Source organism: Verrucosispora sp. FIM060022 (assembly GCF_003977705.1).
GTDB classification, from domain to species: Bacteria; Actinomycetota; Actinomycetes; order Mycobacteriales; family Micromonosporaceae; genus Micromonospora; species Micromonospora gifhornensis.
Genome location: NZ_RQIV01000004.1, coordinates 89,493 through 110,250, shown reverse-complemented (window position 1 = coordinate 110,250; position 20,758 = coordinate 89,493). Strand labels below are relative to the sequence as shown.

Below are 20,758 nucleotides of genomic sequence, written 5' to 3'. Positions count from 1 at the left end.
GTCGCACCCACGCCGGGTGCCCCCGATCGGCGACGGGAACTCGTATCTCGTACTCCTATGTTGAAGCATCTTGCGCCTGACATCAATAGAAGCAGCAGGACACACGCAAAACGCACGCAGATACTATGGGACCCTATGCACCGTCGGGCTGCGTAACGGCGTCCCGCAGCACGTCACGGCTGTCCGCGCCGGCCGCCGGGGCACCCCGGCGGATCCGGGTCGGCGTGCGGGAGAACTTCACCGCCGGGCCGGTCAGCGGCGCGACGGTGCCGTTGTGCAGCACCGTGGGCTGAAGCATGTCCCGCGCCGACACCTGCGGGTCGGCCGCGACCTCGCTGAACGTGCGTACCCGCTCGGCCACCAGGTGTGCCGCGCGGAACGCCGCCATCACCTCGTCGACCGTGCGGCTGCCGCACCACTGCGCCACCAGGCCGTCGACCTCGACCCGGTTCTGCCGGCGCTGGGCGCCTCGCCCGTAGCCGGGCGCGCGGGCCAACTCCGGGCGGCCGATCGTCTCCGCCAGCGCCCGCCAGTGTTTGTCCAGGGCGACGGACAGATAGACCTCCCCGTCGAGGCAGCGGTAGACGTTCGACGGGACCGCGAAGTCGGTCTGGTTGCCCCACCGGGCCGGCGGCGCGCCGGTCGCGGCCAGCGTCAACAGGCCACAACTGCTGGCCAGCAGGCTGTCGAGCATGGCCACGTCGACGTGCTGACCCTCACCGGTGCGGTCCCGGTGCGCCAGGGCGGCCAGCGCGCCGACGGCCGCGTGCAGTCCGGCCAGTTCGTCGGCGAGGAAGGTGGGCGCCCGGACCGGGCGTCCCGCGGGGTCTCCGTTGAGCGCCATCCAGCCGCTCGCCGCCTGGACCACCGGGTCGTACGCCGGCCGGTCGATGTCCGGGCCGTACTGTCCCCAGCCGGTGATGGAGACGAACACGATGTCCGGCCGGACTCTGCGGCAGTCGGGGTAGCCGACACCCCACTCGTCGAGGGTGCCGGGCTTGTAGTTCTCCACCACCAGGTCCGCGTCGCGGACCAGCCGCAGGAACGCCTCCCGGTCGGCGGGCTGCCGCAGGTCCAGCCCGACACTGCGCTTGTTCCGGTTCACCGTCTCGCGGAACCAGGACAGGCCCGTGCCGGGAATCTCCGGCGGCACCTCGCCGTCGCGTCCGTAGGGCAACTCGACCCGGATCACGTCCGCACCCATGTCGGCCAGCAGACCGGTGGCCAACGGACCGGACCACACCTTCGTCACGTCCAGCACGGTCAGGCCGTGCAGGGGGCCGTCGAGGTCGTCGCGGGCCTCCCGGTAGAACTCCTCGCGCCGCACGTCACACCCGGGCCAGGATCGTCGCGGTGCCCAGCGAGCCCCCGCAGCACATGGTGACAAGCGCGGTCTGCGCGTCCCGGCGCTCCAACTCGTGCAGCGCGGTGACCAGCAGTCGGGTGCCGCTGGAGCCGAGCGGATGGCCCAGCGCGATCGCCCCGCCGTTGACGTTGACCCGCTCCAGGTCGCTGTCGTACTGCTGGGCCCAGTTGAGCACCACCCCCGCGAACGCCTCGTTGACCTCGACCAGGTCGAGGTCGGCAAGTGTCATGCCGGCCCGCTCCAGCGCCCGGCCGGTCGCCACCACCGGCCCGTCGAGCAGGTAGTAGGGGTCGGCGCCGGTGACCACCTGGGTGAGCATCCGCGCCCGGGGCCGCAGTCCCAGCGCCCGGGCCCGGGCGCGGGACATCCACAGGATCGCCGACGCGCCGTCGGAGACCTGGGAGGTGGTGCCGGCGGTGTGCACCCCGTCGGGCACGTTCGGCGCGAGCTTGGCCAGCCCCTCCAGGGTGGTTTCGCGCAGCCCCTCGTCCCGGTCGACCCGGCGACTGCCGGCGTCCTCGCCGTCGCCCGGCGCGTCGATGCCGACCACCTCACGGTCGAAGTGCCCGGCCGCCCAGGCCGCCGCCGCGCGCTGCTGGGAGAGCACCCCGTACGCGTCGACGTCGGCGCGGGTGAGCCCCTGTCGGGTGGCGATCCGCTCGGCACCGCCGAACTGCGCCTTCGGCGGGTCGTCCCACGGGTAGTCGGCGGTCTTGTAGTGACCCGGTCCGTTGTAGAGGTTGACGCCGATCGGCACCCGGCTCATCGACTCCACCCCGCAGGCGATACCCACGTCGATCGCGCCACTGCCGATCAGCGCGGCGACCAGGTGGTTGGCCTGCTGGGCCGAGCCGCAGGAGACGTCCACAGTCGTGCAGCCGACCGCGGGATCCCAGCCGGTGCTCAGCCACGCGTTACGGGTGACGTTCAGACTCTGCTCGCCGGCCTGGGTGACGCAGCCGCCCACCACCTGCTCCACCACGTCGGGCGTGACGCCTGCGGCGTCGATGACCGCGGCCAGCACGTGCCGGAGCAGCTCGACGCCCTTCAGCCCGGCCAGCGCGCCGCCGCGCTTGCCGATGGGGGTACGGACCGCCGCGACGACTACCGGTTCGCGGTCCTGCGCCGTCACTGGTCCTCCAGCGTGATGGCGAGCTTCGGACAGGCGGTGGCGGCCTGCGTCACCTCGTCCCACAGCTCCTGCGGCGGGTTCTCCTGGAGCACGTAGAGGTAGTCGTCGTCGCGTACCTCGAAGACCGTCGGCGCGGCGAGCGCGCAGAGGCCGTTGCTGTCACAGCTGTCAAAGTCCACACGTACCCGCATCGTGGCCGTCCTCTCTCGGTCCCGCACTCGTGTTCCACGGTAGTGGAGTACTCGTATCTCGGAAATACAAGCATCGTCTTTGCACAGACCCTTGTGTGTCTTCTGGAGCGTCGATACGGTGCGTACGGATACCCATGGCCGGCTCCGCCGGTGATCGGCGTACGGGAGGCCCCGTGGCTGTTCGTGAAGGCTTCACCCCCTGGCCGGCGGAGTTCGCCGCCCGATACCGCGAGGCCGGTTACTGGCGCGGTGAGGTGCTCGGTGACCTGCTGCGCCCCTGGGCCGACTGGGCCGACGAGGCTCGTGACCCGGGGCGTACCGCCGTGGTCACCCGCCAGGGCCGGCACACCTACGGCGAACTCGACGCCCGTGCCGACGAGTTGGCCGCGGGCCTGTTCGAGCTGGGCGTACGCCCCGGCGACGGGGTGGTCGTGCAGCTGCCCAACACCGTCGAGTTCCTGGTCACCTGCGTGGCGCTGTTCCGCCTGGGCGCGCTGCCGGTGCTGGCCCTGCCGGCCCACCGTCGGGCCGAGCTGACCTACCTGACCCAGTACGTCGGAGCCGTCGCCCTGGTGACGAGCGACCGGACGCCCGGCGTGGACCACCGCACGGTGGCGCAGGAGGTACGCGACGCCTGCCCCACGCTGCAACACGTACTTGTGGTCGGCGATCCCGGGCCGTTCCTGGCCTGGTCGCAGGTGCGCGCCCCGGCCCGGGAGCTGCCCCGCCCCGACCCGCAGGACGTGGCGTTCTTCCTGCTCTCCGGCGGGACGACCGGGCTGCCGAAGCTGATCCCCCGGACCCACGACGACTACGCCTTCCAGCTGCGCGCCACCGCCGAGGCGATGTCGTTCGACCACCGGCACGCCTACCTCGCCGCGGTACCTGTCGCACACAACGCCGCCCTCGGCTGCCCCGGCGTGCTCGGCGCGCTGCGGGTCGGCGGCCGGGCGGTGCTGGCCGCCAGCCCCAGCCCGGACGAGGTCTTCCCGCTGATGACCCAGGAGCGGGTCACCCTCACCACGGTCATGCCTGCCGTGCTGTCGCTGTGGGTCGAGACCGCCGACATGTTCGACGTGGACCTGTCCGACCTGGTCATCGAGGTCGGCGGGGCGGTGCTGCAACCCGACCTGGCCCGCGCGGTCCGTCCGGCCCTGGGTGCCACGCTCACCCACTGGTTCGGCATGGCCGAGGGGATGCTCTGCTTCACCCGTCCTGGCGACGGCGACGAGGCCGCGGCCACCACCCAGGGCACGCCGATGTGTGCCGACGACGAACTGCTCATCGTCGACGAGGCCGGCGAGCCCGTCGCGCCCGGTGAGGTCGGCGAGTTGCTGGCGCGCGGGCCGTGTGTGCTGCGCGGCTACTACGCCGTACCCGAGCACAACCGGACGGTCTTCACCCCCGACGGCTTCCTGCGCACCGGCGACCTGGCCCGGTTCGACGCCGAGGGTCGCCTGGTCATCTCCGGGCGGATCAAGGACGTCATCAACCGGGGTGGCGAGAAGGTGATGGCCGACGAGGTCGAGGGGCACCTGCTGGCCCACGAGCGGGTCCGGGCGGCGGCGGTCGTCCCGTTCCCCGACCGGCGGCTCGGCGAGAAGACCTGCGCGGTCATCGTCGCCGACGACCCGGCGCCCAGCCTGGTGGAGCTACGCAAGCTGCTGCGGGACCGGGGCCTGGCCGACTACAAGCTGCCGGACCGGTTGGAGGTCGTCGAGGCGTTGCCGCTGACGAACGTCGGCAAGGTCGACAAGCGGGCCCTGGCCGCGGCCGTCCTCGGCGACCTGACCACCGCCGCCAGCCGGTAGCGGCAGCACGCCATGACGGCCTCCCTCGACGCGCCCGGGCGACCGGCGAGCCTGTGGCTGGACACGCTGCCCGCGTCCCTGCGGACGCGGCGACCGGCGCTGTCCGGCGACACCCGGGCCGACGTGGTGGTGATCGGCGCCGGCTTCACCGGCCTGTGGACCGCCTACTACCTGACCGAACTGGCGCCACAGACCTCCGTGCTGGTCATCGAGGCGGAGCACGTGGCGTACGGGGCCAGTGGCCGCAACGGCGGGTGGTGCACCACGGAGATGCCCGCCCTGCTGGCCAACCTGGTGCAGCGCTACGGCCCGATGGACGCGATGCGTTTCTTCCGGGCGGGCCAACGCACGCTCGACGAGATCGAACGGGTCCTCGCCGCCGAGGACATCGACTGTGGGTGGCGGCGCGACGGGTCGCTCTACGTCGCCCGTACCCCGCCGCAGGTCGCCCGGCTGCGGGCCTGGCAGGACATGCGCCTCAAGCTCGGCATCACCGACATGACGCTGCTGTCGGCCGCCGAGACCAGCGAGCGGGTCGGCATCGCCGGGGCGCTGCTGAGCGGATTCACGCCGCAGTGCGCGGCGGTGCAGCCCGCCGCCATCGCCGCCGGGCTGGCGCAGGCGGTGGAGCGGCGCGGGGTGACAGTGGTCGAGGGCACCCGGGCGATCGAGTTGCGACCCGGCGTGGTGGTCACCGACCGGGGCACGATCCGCGCCCGCAGCGTGCTGTGCACGACCGAGGCGTACACGGCCGGTCTGCCCGGGCACGCCCGCCGGGTGCTGCCGGTGATCTCCCGGGTGCTGGCCACCGAACCGCTGCCGGAACAGCGTTGGCGCGAGGCCGGCTGGCGGGACCGGGTCACCGTCGCCGATTCCCGCCACCAGTTCGCCTATTTCCAGCGCACCGCCGACGATCGGCTGCTGGTGGGCGGTCGCGGTTCGGGTTACCGCACCGGGTCCCGCCCGCAGGCGGCCGACCGCTCCGGCGAACGGGTCTACGCCCGGCTGCGCGAGTCCCTGGCCGAGAGCTTCCCCGCTTTGGCCGACGCGCCGGTGAGTCACCGTTGGAGCGGGGCCTACGGGATGCACCGCGACGGCGAGCCGGGTGTGGTGTACGACCGCGACAGCGGCCTGGGTCATGCCGGCGGCTACGGCGGCGAGGGCATCGCGCTGAGCAACCTCGCCGGCCGCACGCTGGCCGCGCTGGTGACCGGGGTGAAGCGGCCGGAGACCCGGCTGTTCTGGACCGGGCACCGGTCGCGCCGTTGGGAGCCGGAACCACTGCGGACCATCGGCGTACGCGGAGTCAGCGCGCTGGCCACCGCCGCGGACCGGTACGAGGACCGGTTCCGGCGTACGGCGCCCCTGGCCGGCGCCGTCATGCGAACCGTCCTGTGACCGTCTCTTCGAGAGGAACTCCGTGGCCAACGACTCCGTACCCCCGCTCAACGGTGGCACCCACATCAACCTGACGGTCCGCGATCTCGACCGCAGCACCGACTGGTACTGCCGGGCCCTGGGCTTCACCGTGGTCCGCGACGCCCGGCCGGTCGAGTCGGGGTTCACCTTCCGGACGCTGCTGCACTCCCGGGCCCTGACCTCGATCGTTCTCGGGCAGGCCGACCGGCCGGTGGAGGAGCCGTTCGACGAGCACCGGGTGGGGCTGCACCACCTGGCGTTCCACGTCCCCGAGCGCGACGACCTGCACACCTGGGTCGCCCACCTGGACGCGGTGGGCGTCGAACACGGCGGGGTGCAGGAGTTGTTCCTGGAGGCCGGGCACGGCGTGTGGCTGCGCGATCCGGACAACATCTGGCTGGAGCTGTACTGGCTCAACGCCGACTACTTCATGCAGCGGATGCGGGAGCACCACCGGGCGCGGCGGGCCGAGCGCGTCGGCGGGCAGCAGTGACCCTGCCCGACGCCGTCGCCCGGCCCCGGATCGCCGCCGTCGACCTGGCCTGCTCCGACGACCCCTATCCGGAGTACGAGCGGCTGCGCGCCCAGGGCCCGGTCGTGCGGGGCGAGTTCGGGCAGTGGCTGGTGGTCCACCACGGCGCGGTCAGCGCCCTGCTCCGCGACGGCCGGTTGGCCAGCCACTTCCCCCGGGAGTTCATCCGGTTGACCCTCGGCCACGGTCCCGCCGCCGAGTTCCCCACCCGCATCGTGCTCACCCAGGACCCGCCGGAGCACACCCACGCCCGCCGGTTCCTCGGTCAGGCGTTCGGCACGCCCCGGGTCCGGGCGATGACCCCGGCGGTGGCCGCGCTTGTCGAGGAGCTGCTCGCCCCGGCCCGCGACGCCGGTCGCCTCGACCTGGTCACCGACCTGGCCGTGCCGCTGCCGGTCACGGTGATCTGCCGGCTGATCGGCATTCCCGACGCCGACCGCGACCAGGTGTTGCCCCGGGTGATCGAGCTGGCCCAGGTCTTCGACGCGGCCAACCTCAAACCCGACGAGCGCGACGGCGTGGACGCTGCGGTCGCCTGGCTCCGCGAGTACGTCACCGCCCTGCTGCGCGACGCCACCCCCGGCGACTCCACCCTGGCCGGGATGTTCGCGGCGGCCACGCCCGAGGAGCGTGGGGACGTCGCCACGATCGTCGACAACCTGCTGTTCCTGTTCCATGCCGGGTTCGAGACGACAATGGGGCTGGTCTCCAACGGATGCGTGGCGCTGCTGCACAACCCCGACCAGTTGGACCGGCTACGCCGGGATCCGACCCTGGTCCGGCCGGCGATCGACGAGTTCCTCCGCTTCGACTCACCGATCCAGAACGCGATCCGGGTGGCCCGGGAGCCGATCGAGATCGGCGGTCACAAGATCAGGACCGGTCGGTCGGTGATGCTGCTGCTCGGCGCGGCCAACCGCGACCCCGCGGTCTTCGACCGGCCGGCGGAGCTGGACCTGTCCCGCACCCCGAACCCGCACCTGGGCTTCGGCGGCGGCCTGCACCACTGCCTGGGCACCGCACTGGCCCGGCTGATGGGCGAGCTGACGTTCACCGCGCTCGCCACCGGTTTCCGGGACATCGCGCCCGACGGCGACGCCCTGCGCCGCCAGCACGGCAGCCTGCGCTCCTTCGAGCGCCTTCCGCTGGCCGTCCGCTCCGCGTGATGCCGCTGCCCACCCCCTGTCGTTAAGGAGAGACCCGCATGGCGCAGTTGTCCACAGAGGTTTACTGGCACTCCACCGAACCCACCGAGGTCGGCCCGCCGCTGGACGGTGACGCCTCCTGCGACGTGTGCATCGTCGGGGCGGGCTACACCGGGCTGTGGGCGGCGCACTTCCTCAAGCAGGCCGAGCCGGGCATGTCGGTGCGGGTGGTGGAGGCGAAGTTCGCCGGCGAGGGCGCCTCGGGCATGAACGCCGGGTTCGTGCAGATGACCGCCGGCAAGGTGCTGCGCCGGATGCTCTGGTACTACGGGGCGGAGAAGGCGGGTGGGGTGTACCGGGCGGTCGCCCGGTCGATCCTGGAGATCGGCCGGTTCTGCCGGCAGAACGGCATCGACGCCCAGTACGAGAACACCGGCATCCTCCAGGTGGCCACCGACACCAAGCAGCTGGCCCGGCTGGAGCTGCAGATCAAGCGGGCGCAGCGGGCCGGGGTCACCTCGTTCCGCCTGCTCGACCGGGAACAGGCGCAGGAGCGGATCGGCTCACCGACGGTCCTCGGCGCACTGAAGGTCAGCGGCGCACTGCTCAACCCGTACCGGCTGGTGCGCGGGTTGGCGCGGGTGGTGCAGGAGCAGGGCGTGCTGCTGCACGAGCAGACCCCGGCGCAGACCATCGAGAAGGTCGACGGGAAGTGGCGGATCACCACGCCGCACGGCACGATCACTGCCAACGAGGTGATCGTCGCCACCGAGGCCATGCAGGGCGCCTTCCCCGAGCTGTACGCGCGCCAGATGCCGGTCTGGAACTACCTGCTGGTCACCGAACCGCTTACCGACGAGCAGCTGGGCCGGGTGCCCTGGCCGGGGCGGGAAGGGGTGGCGAACTCCTTGTCGTTCTCCACCGCGGCCCGGCTGACCGCCGACAACCGGGTGCTCTGGGCCGGCGGCCTGTGGTACATGTTCGGCAACCGGGACACCGATCCCCGCCACCGTCGCAACGACGACGCGTTCGACAAGCTGGGCGCGTCGTTCCGGGAGTTCTTCCCACAGTGGCGCGACGTACGGTTCAGCCACGGCAACGGCGGGCTGATCAGTTGGAGCCACAGCTTCATCCCGCAGTTCGGCCGTACCGACTCCGGCATGGTCTACGGCCACGGCTACACCGGCAGCGGGATCGCGGCGAGCCACACCGGCGGGAAGATCCTTCGGGACCTGGTCCTGCGGCGTAAGACGGAGTTCACCGAGCTGGCGTTCGTGACGGTCAACCAGCCCAAGTTCCTGCCCGCCCCGTTCGGCGACAAGGGCGGCGAGTTCTTCATCTGGCGGCAGCGGGTGGGCGATCGGCTGCCGCTGCTGCTGCCGTACAAGTCGGCGCTGGCGCCGAACCGGTTCTTCGCCCGCCGGACGGGCTCCCCCGAACGGGCCACCGCGGGCCGCAGCAGCGACTGACCCACCGACCGCGACACCGCCCGCTCGGCGGTCGGTGTCGCGGTCCGACCGCGCCGGTCAGTCGGTGGCCGGCGCGGACGTGTCGGTCAGTCGGTGACCGGCGCGGTGAGGTCGGCGTGCAGGGTGCGGCTCTGGCCCACCGCCAGGTCCCACAGGTCCTCGGCGGCCCGCCCGCTGGCCTGCCACGCCTGCCGGGCCTGCCGCAGCGGCTCCAGCGGCGCCTCGGCGGAGAGCGCGAAGGTCCCCCAGTGCATGGTGGCCATCCGCTGGGCGCCCAGGTCACCGCAGGCGCGTACGGCCTCCGCCGGATTCATGTGCAGCGGCTTCATGAACCAGCGGGGCAGGTACGCGCCGACCGGCATCAGGGCGAGGTCCACCGGACCGCAGCGTTGCCCGATCTCGGTGAAGTACGGCCCGTAGGCGGAATCCCCGGCGAAGAAGACCCGACGTACCGGGGCGGCGGTGGCAGGGTCGGCGTCGGCCTCCAGCAGCCAACCGCCCCAGAGGCTCTGGCAGCCGTCGAAGAGGGTCCGGCGGCTCCAGTGGTGCACCGGTACGAACTGGAACTGCACCGCGCCCAGACGGACGCTCTCCCACCAGTCCAGTTCCTCCACGGCGGTGAAGCCCAGCCGGCGGAACCACCAGCCCAGCCCGCCCGGCACGAGCATCAGCACGTCGCGTGGCAGCCGGCGGATGGTGGGCGCGTCGAGGTGATCGAAGTGGTTGTGGCTGATGACCACGGCATCCACCGGTGGCAGTGCCTCCCAGGGCAGGCCGGGTGGGGTGAATCGGGGCCGTACGCCGGGGATGCGCCGTGACCACACCGGATCGGTGAGCACCACGAGCCCGCCGATCTGGAGCACGAACGAGGCGTGACCGACCCAGGTGGCCACCACCTCGCCCGCGCCGGCGTGCGGTAGCTCAGCGGCCGGTTGGACGGGGATCTGGTCGACCTCGCTGAGATCGGGCTTCATCCCGCCCTCGGCGATCAGCTTGCGGACCGCCCGGGAGCCGGGCACCGGGTGGGTCAGCCGGTCGGCGAAGCTGGTCGGCCAACTGCGTTTACCGTGCCTTCCGGAAAGCATCCTGTCAAAGACGCGATAAACACTTCGCGGATATCTCATCACGTACCTCGATGCTCTCGCCGGCAGACCCCTGCACCTGCAACATTTGCGCCGTCAGCTAGGCCCAATCGAGGGTATGCCGAGCCTGGTATTTACGCTAGCGTCTCTCGCATGTCGGCGACCACACACACCGACAGGCTATCTTTGTCCTGTCTGGACGATTTGCCGCGAGGGTTGTTCATCGCAGGCAAGTGGTCTGCTGCGGACGACCATCGCCAATTGGTGTCTTTGCGTCCATCCACGGCAGAGACACTCACGACGGTCGCGCATGCGGGCGTCACCGATGTGGCCAGGTCCGTCGCCGCGGCCGGTGCCGCCGGCCGACCTGGATCCCGCTGGCACCGGATGTCGCCGGCGGCCCGGTCCCGGATGTTGCATCGGATCGGCGACCTGATCCTCGAGAACGCCGACCGGCTGGCCCTGCTCGACTGTCTCGACAACGGCAAGCCGCTGCGGGTGGCCCGGGCCGGCGACGTACCGGCCGCCGCCGCGGTGTTCCACTACATGGCCGGCTGGCCCGGCCGGTTGAACGGCGAGAACGCCTCGATCTACACCGGCAGCCCGGAGCGGCACCTGGCGCTGACCGTACCGGAACCGGTGGGTGTGGTGGCCGCCATCATTCCGTGGAACTTCCCGCTCTACATGGCGGCGGCGAAGGTGGCCCCCGCCCTGGCGGCCGGCTGCACCGTGGTGCTCAAGCCCGCCGAGCAGACGCCGCTGTCCGCCCTGGCCCTCGCGCAACTGGCCCAGGAGGCCGGTCTGCCGCCGGGCGTGCTCAACGTCCTCACCGGCGACGCCGCCACGGGTGCGGCGCTCGCCGCGCATCCGGGCGTCGACAAGGTGACCTTCACCGGGTCGACGGAGGTCGGGCGCAGCATCGTCCGGGGCGCGGCCGTCGACTTCCGCCGGGTGACCCTGGAACTCGGCGGCAAGTCACCGAACATCGTGTTCGGCGACGCCGACCTGCGGCAGGCGATCGACGGGGCGGCCCACGCGATCTTCTACAACCAGGGTGAGACCTGCGTGGCCGGTTCCCGGCTGTACGTGCAACGGCAGGTCTTCGACGAGGTGGTCGCCGGGATCCGGGAGCGGGCCGCGGCGATCAGGATCGGCGACGGTCTGGACCGGGACACCGAGATGGGGCCGCTGATCTCCGCGGAGCACCGCACCCGGGTGCTGTCCTACCTGGACTCCGCCCGGGCCGACGGGGCCCGGGTCACCGGCGGTCAGGTGCCGGACTCGCCGGGCTTCTTCTGCACTCCGGCCGTGGTGACCGACGCCGACCCGCAGGCGCCGGTGGTCCGCGAGGAGGTGTTCGGCCCGGTGCTGGTGGCCCAACCCTTCGACACGGTGCAGGAGGCGGTGGCGCTGGCCAACGACAGCCCGTACGGGCTCGCCGCCGGCGTGTTCACCCGCGACCTGGGTCTGGCGCACCAGGTCGGCCGTCGACTGCGCGCCGGCACCGTGTGGATCAACAGCTGGCACGTGCTCGATCCGGCGCTGCCCTTCGGCGGGATGCGGGGCTCGGGTTGGGGGCGGGAAATGGGCAAGGCGGGCGTCGACGCCTTTCTCGAAACGAAAACACTGATAAATGATCTCGGCAACCGGTCGTGGGGGCCGACACCTGCTTCGAAGTGAGTACCGGTCGCGCTCGGCGACCGGGCACGTCGTGGGGAGGCATCGTGACAAGCGAAGAGCAGATGCTTGACATCTGGAAGAACATTTTCGGCCGCCAGGTAGGGCCGGACACCGACTTCTTCGACGACCTCGAAGGCGATTCGATGGCGGCAGCGGCCATCGTGCACTGGGTGAACATCGTCTTCGGCGTACAGCTACCGATGATCGAGGTTTTCGACCGGCCCACTCCGTCGGAACTGACCGGTGCGGTGGACGAACTACGGGCCGCTGCCCGGTAGCCGTCGCCCGGCTCGCACCTCTCCCTCACCGGTCGCCAGCAGTCACCGGTCGACCGCAGCTCAAGAACCCGTCCGGGGCACACCTCCGGCGGGGGCATTCGTACCACTTCGTTGTCAACCGGCCATCCCGAGGGAACGTCATGGACATCGCTAGATCGGAGCACCACCCTTCGTCAGCCAGCGTCCCCCAGGCCCCGCCGCCGGCACCGTCGCGCGCGGACGCTTCGGGGGCACACTCGGCACCGTTGAGCGATCTGCAGTACGCGTACCTGCTCGGCGAGCTGGGCGATTTCCAGCTCGGTGGTCCTGCCCTCTTCTTCGAGGAATACGCCTGCCAGGAGCTGGACATCCGGGCCTTCAGCTCGGCCCTGCACCAGCTCATGCGCCGGCACGAGATGCTCCGCGCGTCGTTCGACGAGACGGGCCTGCTGCACGTCCAGGACGAGCTGCCCGTACCACTGACCTACCGGTCGCTGCGCGGGCAGCCGGAACACGTCTGTCGGCGGCTGCTCACCCGGAACCGGGAGCGCTGTTACGACGAGGGGCCGCCACGCGGCCGACACGCGCCGTTCGAGGTCTTCGTCTTCGCCCTGGACACCCACATCGTGGTGCAGGTCTGCGCGCGGCTGCTGGCCATCGACGGGTTCTCGGGTGAGATCTTCGCCCAGGAGCTGCGGGCCCTGCTCGACGGCGAGTCGCTGCCCCCGTTGCGGTACACCTTCCGGGAGTACCGCAACGAGGTCGAGCGACGCAAGGACAGCGACGAGCACGAGCGGGCCCGCCGCTACTGGCTCGACCGGCTGGACACCCTGCCCGCGGCACCGGAGCTGCCGCGCCGCCGGATGACCGGCGACCCCAGCCCACGCCTGGTACGCCGGGTCTTCAAGCTCACCGCCGAGCAGTGGACCAGCCTGGCCGCGCGGATCCGGAAGAGTCGACTCACCGGCACGATGGTGCTGGGCGCGGCGTTCTGCGAGGTGCTGCGGCACTGGTCGAAGAACCCCGACTTCACCATCAACATCATGTACGGCGACCGGCTACCGTTCCATCCGGAGGTCGACCGGATCATCGGCAACTTCAGCAGCACCCTGCTGATGGAGTGCCGCCAGGTCGGCCCGGGCAGCACCTTCCTCGACCGGGCCCGCGCCTGGCGTCGGCAACTGCTCCAGGACATGGAGCACTCCTCCTTCGGCGGAGTCTCCGTGATCCGTCAGCTCAACCAGCGCACGGGCAACGCCCGCAACGCGCTGATGCCGGTGGTCTTCACAAGCATGCTCGGCGTCGGGGATCCGGACACCGGCGTCTTCCTGGAGCATCTCGGCTGGCAGCGGCTGGAGGGCAAGGTCCGTACGCCGCAGGTCGCCTTGGACCACCAGGTCTTCGTGGCCGGCGGCGCCCTGGTCACCACCTGGGACAGCGCGGACGACCTCTATCCCGCGGGCATGATCGACGACATGTTCGCCGCCTACCGGTCCCTGCTGATCCGGCTGGCGACCGAGGACGACGCCTGGGAGATGGAGTCGTTCGATCTCACCCCGGCGGCTCAGCTCAAGATCCGCGAGCAGGTCAACGACACCGCCGCACCGGCCCGGGTGGCCACCATGCACCAGCTCTTCGAGGAGCAGGCCGAGCGGCAGCCGGACCGGCTCGCGGTGATCGCCGACGGCCGGGAGGTCACCTACGCCCAGCTGCGTGACCAGGCCAACGCCGTCGCGGCGGAACTCGTCGAGGCGGGCGTACGGCCGGGCGAGGTGGTCGGCGTGCAGGCGCTGCGCGGGGCACACCAGATCGTCGCGTTGCTCGGGGTGCTGCTGGCCGGGGCCGCTTACGTGCCGGTCTCGCCGCAGTGGCCGCGCCGCCGACGCGAGCAGGTGGCCGAGATCTGTGGACTGCGGGTGCTGCTGGCCGACCGCAGCATCCAGGACGAGGAGCCGTACGCCGGTGGGCGCAGCATCGACATCGCCAACGCCATCGCCCGGCAGGACGGTGCAGCCCGGCCGGCGGTGGTGACCAGCCCGGAGTCGTTGGCGTACGTCATCTTCACCTCCGGCACCTCCGGCACACCGAAGGGCGTGATGATCTCGCACGGCAGCGTGGTCAACACGCTCGTCGACATCAACGAGCGGTTCGGGCTCAGCCCCCGCGACCGGGTGCTCGCCGTCTCCGACTACACGTTCGACCTGTCGGTGTGGGACGTGTTCGGGATGCTCGCCGCCGGTGGGACGGTGGTCGTACCGACCGCCGGGCAGGAGCGCGAGGTCACCCACCTCTACGAGTTGTGCCAGGCCACCGGGGTCACGGTGTGGAACAGCGTGCCGGCGTACCTGGCGATGTTCGTGGAGTTCGTCCGCACCAGTGGTCGGCGTCCGCTCACCGAGCTGCGGCTGGCCATGGTCAGCGGCGACTGGGTGCCGATCAACCTCGGCGCGGAGCTGGCGGAGATCGCGCCGCACGCGGCCTGCGTGAGCCTCGGCGGGGCGACGGAGGCGTCGATCTGGTCCAACTACCACCCGGTGCCGGTACGGGTGCCACCACACTGGATCTCGATCCCGTACGGCCATCCGCTGCGCAACCAGCGCTTCCAGGTGCTCGACGCGGGCCTGCGGGACCGCCCGGACTGGGTGCCGGGTGAGCTGTTCATCGGCGGGCGCGGCCTGGCCCTGGGCTACCTGGGCGACGACGAGCTGACCGCCGCCTCGTTCCTGGTGCACCCACGGCAGCAGGAACGGATCTACCGCACCGGCGACTGGGCCCGCTACTGGCCCGACGGCACGCTGGAGTTCCTCGGTCGGGAGGACCCGCAGGTCAAGGTCAACGGCTTTCGGGTGGAGCTCGGCGAGATCGAGGCGGCGCTGCTGGCCCACCCGGCGGTCACCGACGCCGCAGTGGTCACCCGCACCGACGGTCGGGCCGTGTCGCTCGTCGCCTTCGTGGCCTCGCAGACCCCGGCCGAGCAGTTGGTCACCCAGCTGAAGGACCACCTCGCGTCCCGGTTGCCGGAATACATGGTGCCGCGCAGCATCGACGTACGGCAGCGGCTGCCGCTGACCGCCAATGGCAAGGTCGACCGGCGTCAGCTGGCCGAGCGGGCGGCCGGCGTGGGGGCGACCCGGCGCGTCGGGGACGACGCTCCCCGTACCAGCACCGAGCGAGCCCTGGCCGCGCTGTGGCAGGAGCTGTTGGAGGTGCCGGAGGTCGGCCGCTCCGTCGACTTCTTCGCCTACGGCGGCAGTTCACTGCTGGCGGCACGGCTGATGAACCGCATCGAGCAGCAGTTCGGGCGACGACTGCCGCTGGCCACGCTCTACACCTCGGGCACCATCGCGGAGATCGCCGCCCTGCTCGACCCGGCCTGTCACACCGGGCCGGCCGGCAACCTGGTCGTGCTCTCCGACAACGGGCATCGCCCGCTGATCCTGGTGCACCCGGTCGGCGGCGACCTGCTCTGCTACCGCCCACTGCTCGCCGAGTTGGGCGAGCGGCACCGGGTGCTGGGCCTGGCCGCGCCGTCCCCGGCACAGCTGGAGGTCACCATCGAGGAGTTGGCCGCCGGCTACCTGGCCGAACTCGCGCCGACGCTGGCGAACGAGCCGCCGGACCGGCCGATCCGGCTCGCCGGCTGGTCGCTGGGCGGCGTGGTGGCGTACGAGATGGCCCGGCAGTTGCGGCGGGAGGGCCGCGAGTGCGCGGTGCTGCTCATCGACCCGTGGGTCGGCTGCGGTGCCCACCCGACGGTCGACGACACCGCGCTGGTGAAGGCGTTCCTGCACAACCTCGCCGGTGCGCCGGTGGAGGTGCCCGTCGACCCGTGCACCCCGAACGTCGCCCAGGAGACGCTCCGCCGCATCTGGGCGGCCCCGCCGCCGCAGCTCAAAGAACTGAAATCGATGACGTACGCCGAGGTGCAGGCGATGTACGACGTCTTCGAGGCCAACACCCGGGCGCTGCTGCGGTACTCACTCGTCCCCGAAGACGGTCTTGAACTGGACGTGGTGGAGGCGTCGCGGGGGCTCGTCGGCCCGGCGGCCGGCTACCTGTCGCCGCTGCGGCACGCCGCGGCCAAACTCCCGGCCCGCTTCCACATGCTGGAGGCCGATCATTTCACCGTGGTCGACGGCGAGCACGCCGACGCCGTCGCCCGCCTGATCGACGAGATGCGATAACCGGCACGGGGCCCGCGACGAGGTTCTCCACGTCGCGGGCCCCGAATGCTGGTATGGCGACGGAGTGTCAGGCGACGCCCGGGGACGTGGTGAGCGTGGTGTGCAGGGCGTCGCGGATGCCCGGGCGGGAGCCGAAGACCAGCAGGAACGTCGCCTCGCGCACCAGCCGCTGGGCATGCTGGTCGAGCAGCACGGCCCGGCTGCCGGCGGCCACGGCCAGGTTCGCGCTGGCCCGCAGCGCCAATTCCGACGCGGCGGCCCGGGCGGCGGGCATGGTCTCCGGGTCGGCGCTGTCGAGGCGGTCCCGAACGGCGTCGAGCTGCGACCGCAGGCGCGGCTCGTCCGCCAGCTCGATCGCCCGGTCGGCCACGCCGAGCGCGAGCGAACCGTTGAAGCGCAGCGTCGCCGGGTCGCGCTGTCGCCACGCCTCCAGCGGCATCTGGTTGGCGACCCGGTCGGCAGGTACGAAGTGGTTGTCGAAGGTGACCGTCACCGTGCTGCTGGCGTTCACCGCCGACATGCGCAGCGGCTCGACGGTCAGCGTGTCACTCGTCGCGGCGTCGACAAGCGCGAAGACCAGCGTGTCGTCGGAGACCCGGGCCGCCACGTAGATCGTGTCGACCAGGCCCCAGCCGCTCACCCACGGCGCGGCGCCGGAGAACAGGAATCCACCGTCGACCGGCGTGGCCGACAGCGCCGCCGGACCGGGCCGCACCGCCGCGCCGATCGCCAGCCCCGCCCGGCGTTGCCCGGTCGCCAGCGGCTCCAACCAGGCCGCCCGCAGCTCGGCGTTGCCGGTGTTGGCCGCCGCCATCACCGCGTTGTGATGCTGGGCCCAGAGGAACGTGGTGGTGAGACAGCCGCTGGCGAGGGTCTCGATGACCCGGCACACCGCGGGGAAGCTCGGCAGGTCGAGGCGGTTGAACTCCGGGGGCGCGGCCAGCCCGTAGAAGCCGTGCTCGGCGAGCAGGTCCAGGTGGGAGATGGGTACGCGGTCAGCGGCGTCGACCGCCAGCGCGGCGGGGAAGAACACCTCGTCGGCGATCTCGCGCGCCTGTCGCAGGCTCGTGGACTCGTCGATGGAGACAGTCACAGCAGTGCCCTCCGTTAACGGGGCCCCGGGGGGCCGGTGGTGCGGGCCCATGAGCCCGGTGGCCGCGTCGGCTGCCGCGGTGGCTGACCCGCCAACCACCAGAACTCGTCTTTACTAGCATCCTTGTGTGTCTGCAAAAGACGAGTCAATGCCCGTTATGATGCTAGGACATCTTTCCTGACAGATCACGCACCGGAGGGCGCCGTGGCAGGACAACCTTCGTTCATCGAGTTTGCAGTCCCGGTTCCCGAACGCACCCGGGACTTCTACGAGGCGCTGTTCGGCTGGAAGTTCACGATGCTCACCCACGGGTCGTACATCGAGATGCCGGGCGCACCCGCGGGCCTGGAGGCCGGCTCCCACCCGGACACCGACCCGCCGCACATCATCGTCTACTTCGCGGTCGACGACCTGGCCGCGGCCGTCGAGCGGGTCAAGGAGCTGGGCGGTGAGGTGGGCCCGTTGCGGCCGCCGAGCCCGGACTACGGCGCGTTCGCCGAGTGCCGCGACAACCAGGGCGTCGCCTTCGGCCTGCGGGAACTGCCCAAGGCCAGCTGACCGGACGCGACGGTGGTGGTCGGCGGGCACCGCCGACCACCACCGTTTCGTCTGCGTAGGTATCCGGGCCGCCCACCACCCGGGCCACCCAACTGATCGACTCCGTTACGGCGAAACGGTGGTCACCTACCTACCGGAATACCGCCATCCCGCCGTAACGGCGGCGGCCAGACCGCTGCGGTGGCGACCAGACCGCTGCGGCGGCTCAGGACGGGGAGGCCGGCAGGCGGTGCGGGTCGGCGACCACGGCGGCGGCCAGCTGCACGTAGTCCTTCACCAGTTGTTGCGCCCAGTCCGGGGTGAACCGGTCGCGGTCGCACATCAGGACGGCGGTGAGCGTCTCGTCCTGCGGTACGACGACGAACTCCAGCGCGAAGCGGCTGCGCTCCAGCTGCGCCTCCAGGTCGTCCAGCTCGTCGCCGCTCATGTCGGCGCGCGGTACGAACGAGCCGAGCAGCTGGAACATGACGTCGTCGGTACGGCCCTCGCCGGTGACCGTGCCGGGCGGCAGCAGCTGCGCCGGCAACTCCTGGTGGCGCAGGCCCTCCATCACCACGTTGCGCACCTGCCGCAGCAGGTCGGTGAAGGGCTCGGCGTCCTCCACCCGACCGCGCAGCAGCACCATGGAGACGAAGAAGCCGACGGTGTCGCGGACCTCCGGCCGACTGCGGTTGGCGAACAGCGACGCGACCGTCAGGTCCGACTGGCCGGTGGCCCGGTGCAGCACCAGGTAGAACAGGGAGAGCATCACCGGAAAGAGGGTGGTGCGCTGCCGGCGGGCGAGTTGGTGCAGGCCCTGCACGACGTGCGCGTCGATGGTCAGTTCCACCGACACCCAGGCCGGCTCGTCCGGGCCCCGGGGGACCTCGGCACGCTCGGGCAGGCGTACCAGTCGCGCCCCGTCGAGTTGACCGCGCCAGTGGTCGAACAGCGCCGTCGAGTCCGGCCCAGAGATCCGCTCCCGCTGCCAGTCCGCCCAGGTGGCGTACTGCCAGCCGATCTCCGGCAGTTCCTCGCCCTGGTAGAGCGCCCGGATGTCGCGGGAGAGCAGCGCGTTGGACCAGTCGTCGCTGACGTAGTGGTGCATGGTCAGCACGAAGATGTGGTGCTCGGGACCGACGGTGATCAGGGTGGGTCGGGTGGGCCACACCCCGAAGTCCACGGCGGTGGACAGCTCGGTGGCGATGTGTTCGCGGGCGGCCTGGCGGGGGTTGGCGTGCCCGGAGGTGTCCACCCGGAGCAGCTCGACCGGACGCGGCGGATTGATCACCTGGACGAGTTGGCGTTTCCGGGCGACGAACGTCGTCCGCAGCGACTCGTGTCGCTCGTGCAGCAGGTCGACCGCGCGCTGCAGGGCGACGACGTCGCAGGCCCCACGCAGATGCCACACGACCTGCTCGTTGAGGGAGTGCTGCTGTCCTCGATAGTGGTCCATCAGCCACAGGAGGCGTTGACCCACCGAAGCCGGTAACTCTCGCATGGCCGCGACGCTACCGCAGTACGCGTGTGGTTACGAGGGTTTGGAAGATACTCGAACAGTCTCCGCAGACACTCCTTGACACGAGTTTCGCGGAGCCCGAATAATCGGCGGCGGACGCGGGGCGTGCACGCCGTACCGGTCCGTCGGGAGGCCCCTATGACAGCCGTTCGCGCGCCACGGGTCAGTTTCGACGTCTCGGATCCTCGGCTGCTGGCCGACCCGTTCCCCACGTACGAGCAACTGCGCCGTACCGGTGCCGTGCTGAGCAACGGACCGGGGCAGTGGGTGGTGCCGGGCTACCGCGAGGTGGCCGCGCTGCTGAAGGATCAGCGGCTGACCAAGACCCTGCCGGAGCAGTACTACCGCTTCACCGTCGGTGACCCGGAACTGAGCGGCTTCCTGTCCGGGCAGAACCTCGGCCAGCGCAACCGGCTCGCCAGCCGGGTGCTTGTCAGCTCGTTCAGCCCTGGCCTGGTCCGGCGGCTCGGCGAACGCATGACCTCCCTCGTCGACGATCTGCTCGAACCCGTGCTGGCGACCGGCCGGATGGACCTGGTCGCCGACCTGGCGCTGCCCTTCCCGCTGATGGTGATCTGCGATCTGCTCGGGGTGCCGGCCGCCGACCGGTCCCTGCTGTGGCCGCACGCGGCGCAGCTGGTCCGGGCCTTCAGCGACGTGGCGTTCGGCAACGACCGGGACATCGACGAGGCGGTGCGGTCGCTGCGCTGGCTGCGCGAATACCTCGGCGACCTGGTCGAGAACGGTCCGGCCGGCGACAACCTGCTGACCCGGATGGCGACCACCGAGTCGGACGGGCAGCGGCTGCGCCGCGAGGAGATCGTCGACAACGCCATCACCGTCTTCTACGCCGGCTTCGAGACGTCGATGGGCATGATCACCAACGGCATGGTCGCCCTGCTGGAGCACCCCGACCAGCTTGCCCGGCTGCGGGCGGGGACCGCCGGCACCGCCACCGCGATCGAGGAGATGCTGCGCTACGAGGCGCCGATCCAGGTGACCATGCGCAGCCCCCTGGAACCGGTGGAGGTCGCCGACCGGGTCATCCGGCCCGGCCGCGTCCTGTATCTGCTGGTCGGGTCGGCCAACCGGGATCCGGAGCAGTTCGACGAGCCGGACCTTTTCGACGTCGGCCGGCGACCCAACCAGCACCTCAGCTTCGGTGCCGGCGTGTACCACTGCCTGGGTGCGGCCCTGGCCCGCGCCGAAGGCGTCGCCGTCTTCGGCCGGCTGCTGGGTCGTACCCGCGCCATCGAACTCGACGGCGAGCCGGTGCGCCGGCCGCGCTTCAACTTCCGCACGTACGACCAGGTGCCGCTCGCGGTGCGGCCGGCGTGACGG

Annotated in this window: 16 protein-coding genes; 10 read left to right on the top strand and 6 right to left on the bottom strand. The window is 71.3% G+C overall.

All coding sequences use genetic code 11. The features are described 5' to 3' along the window. Positions 1-133: 133 nt before the first annotated feature. From EG812_RS13795 to EG812_RS13785, 3 genes are read right to left on the bottom strand one after another with little or no spacing between them, the layout of a single operon-like run. Positions 134-1,327 (bottom strand): CaiB/BaiF CoA transferase family protein, encoded by a 1,194-nt coding sequence (locus EG812_RS13795; RefSeq protein ID WP_126711774.1) that lies wholly within the window; start codon positions 1,325-1,327, stop codon positions 134-136. Position 1,328: 1 nt separating this feature from the next. Further along, positions 1,329-2,498, bottom strand: a complete 1,170-nt coding sequence (locus EG812_RS13790; protein ID WP_126711773.1) for a steroid 3-ketoacyl-CoA thiolase — start codon at positions 2,496-2,498, stop codon at positions 1,329-1,331. Then, a complete protein-coding gene (locus EG812_RS13785; RefSeq protein ID WP_013731222.1) occupies positions 2,495-2,689 on the bottom strand; it encodes a ferredoxin in 195 nt (64 codons plus the stop codon). Before EG812_RS13785 ends, EG812_RS13790 begins: the two co-directional genes overlap by 4 nt. A 134-nt stretch (positions 2,690-2,823) precedes the next feature. Between EG812_RS13785 and EG812_RS13780 the strand changes: the two genes are divergently transcribed. From EG812_RS13780 to EG812_RS13760, 5 genes are read left to right on the top strand one after another with little or no spacing between them, the layout of a single operon-like run. Further along, on the top strand, positions 2,824-4,500 hold the full coding sequence (locus EG812_RS13780; protein WP_233579481.1) for a (2,3-dihydroxybenzoyl)adenylate synthase: 1,677 nt from the start codon (positions 2,824-2,826) through the stop codon (positions 4,498-4,500). 12 nt (positions 4,501-4,512) lie between these two features. After that, complete coding sequence (locus EG812_RS13775) at positions 4,513-5,898, top strand: NAD(P)/FAD-dependent oxidoreductase (RefSeq protein WP_126711771.1); 1,386 nt, start codon at positions 4,513-4,515, stop codon at positions 5,896-5,898. A 22-nt stretch (positions 5,899-5,920) separates the two neighbouring features. Further along, positions 5,921-6,412, top strand: coding sequence for a VOC family protein (locus EG812_RS13770; RefSeq protein WP_013731219.1), 492 nt, complete (start codon positions 5,921-5,923; stop codon positions 6,410-6,412). Next, complete coding sequence (locus tag EG812_RS13765; RefSeq protein ID WP_126711770.1) at positions 6,409-7,617, top strand: cytochrome P450; 1,209 nt, start codon at positions 6,409-6,411, stop codon at positions 7,615-7,617. Before EG812_RS13770 ends, EG812_RS13765 begins: the two co-directional genes overlap by 4 nt. Positions 7,618-7,655: 38 nt before the next feature. After that, the gene (locus tag EG812_RS13760) at positions 7,656-9,065 is read left to right on the top strand and encodes an NAD(P)/FAD-dependent oxidoreductase (RefSeq protein ID WP_013731217.1); all 1,410 of its coding nucleotides are present in this window, start codon (positions 7,656-7,658) and stop codon (positions 9,063-9,065) included. An 86-nt stretch (positions 9,066-9,151) separates the two neighbouring features. On the opposite strand, the gene EG812_RS13755 is transcribed toward EG812_RS13760, so the two are convergent. Further along, a complete protein-coding gene (locus EG812_RS13755; protein ID WP_232510651.1) occupies positions 9,152-10,150 on the bottom strand; it encodes an MBL fold metallo-hydrolase in 999 nt (332 codons plus the stop codon). Between the two features lie 150 nt (positions 10,151-10,300). On the opposite strand from EG812_RS13755, the gene EG812_RS13750 reads away from it, so the two are divergent. The 3 genes from EG812_RS13750 (at position 10,301) to EG812_RS13740 (ending at position 16,268) form a co-directional block, all read left to right on the top strand. Next, positions 10,301-11,827, top strand: a complete 1,527-nt coding sequence (locus EG812_RS13750) for an aldehyde dehydrogenase family protein (RefSeq protein WP_050814522.1) — start codon at positions 10,301-10,303, stop codon at positions 11,825-11,827. A gap of 44 nt (positions 11,828-11,871) precedes the next feature. Beyond that, positions 11,872-12,105 carry an acyl carrier protein gene (locus tag EG812_RS13745; RefSeq protein ID WP_126711769.1) on the top strand — a complete coding sequence of 78 codons (234 nt, stop codon included), beginning with the start codon at positions 11,872-11,874 and terminating at the stop codon, positions 12,103-12,105. Positions 12,106-12,350: 245 nt separating this feature from the next. Beyond that, entirely contained in the window at positions 12,351-16,268 is a 3,918-nt protein-coding gene (locus tag EG812_RS13740) for a non-ribosomal peptide synthetase (protein WP_126711768.1), read from the top strand. A 67-nt stretch (positions 16,269-16,335) separates the two neighbouring features. Here the strand turns inward: EG812_RS13740 and EG812_RS13735 are convergent, their stop codons facing one another. Further along, positions 16,336-17,361 carry an acyl-CoA dehydrogenase family protein gene (locus tag EG812_RS13735; RefSeq protein ID WP_013731212.1) on the bottom strand — a complete coding sequence of 342 codons (1,026 nt, stop codon included), beginning with the start codon at positions 17,359-17,361 and terminating at the stop codon, positions 16,336-16,338. A gap of 204 nt (positions 17,362-17,565) precedes the next feature. Here EG812_RS13735 and EG812_RS13730 point away from each other — a divergent pair, with 204 nt between their 5' ends. After that, positions 17,566-17,919: a VOC family protein gene (locus tag EG812_RS13730; RefSeq protein WP_158632508.1), complete on the top strand. Its 354-nt coding sequence runs from the start codon at positions 17,566-17,568 to the stop codon at positions 17,917-17,919. A gap of 205 nt (positions 17,920-18,124) precedes the next feature. Here EG812_RS13730 and EG812_RS13725 read toward each other — a convergent pair whose 3' ends face one another. Continuing rightward, positions 18,125-19,399: a condensation domain-containing protein gene (locus EG812_RS13725; protein WP_081476005.1), complete on the bottom strand. Its 1,275-nt coding sequence runs from the start codon at positions 19,397-19,399 to the stop codon at positions 18,125-18,127. A gap of 156 nt (positions 19,400-19,555) precedes the next feature. On the opposite strand from EG812_RS13725, the gene EG812_RS13720 reads away from it, so the two are divergent. Beyond that, positions 19,556-20,755: a cytochrome P450 gene (locus tag EG812_RS13720; protein ID WP_013731209.1), complete on the top strand. Its 1,200-nt coding sequence runs from the start codon at positions 19,556-19,558 to the stop codon at positions 20,753-20,755. Positions 20,756-20,758: the final 3 nt, after the last annotated feature.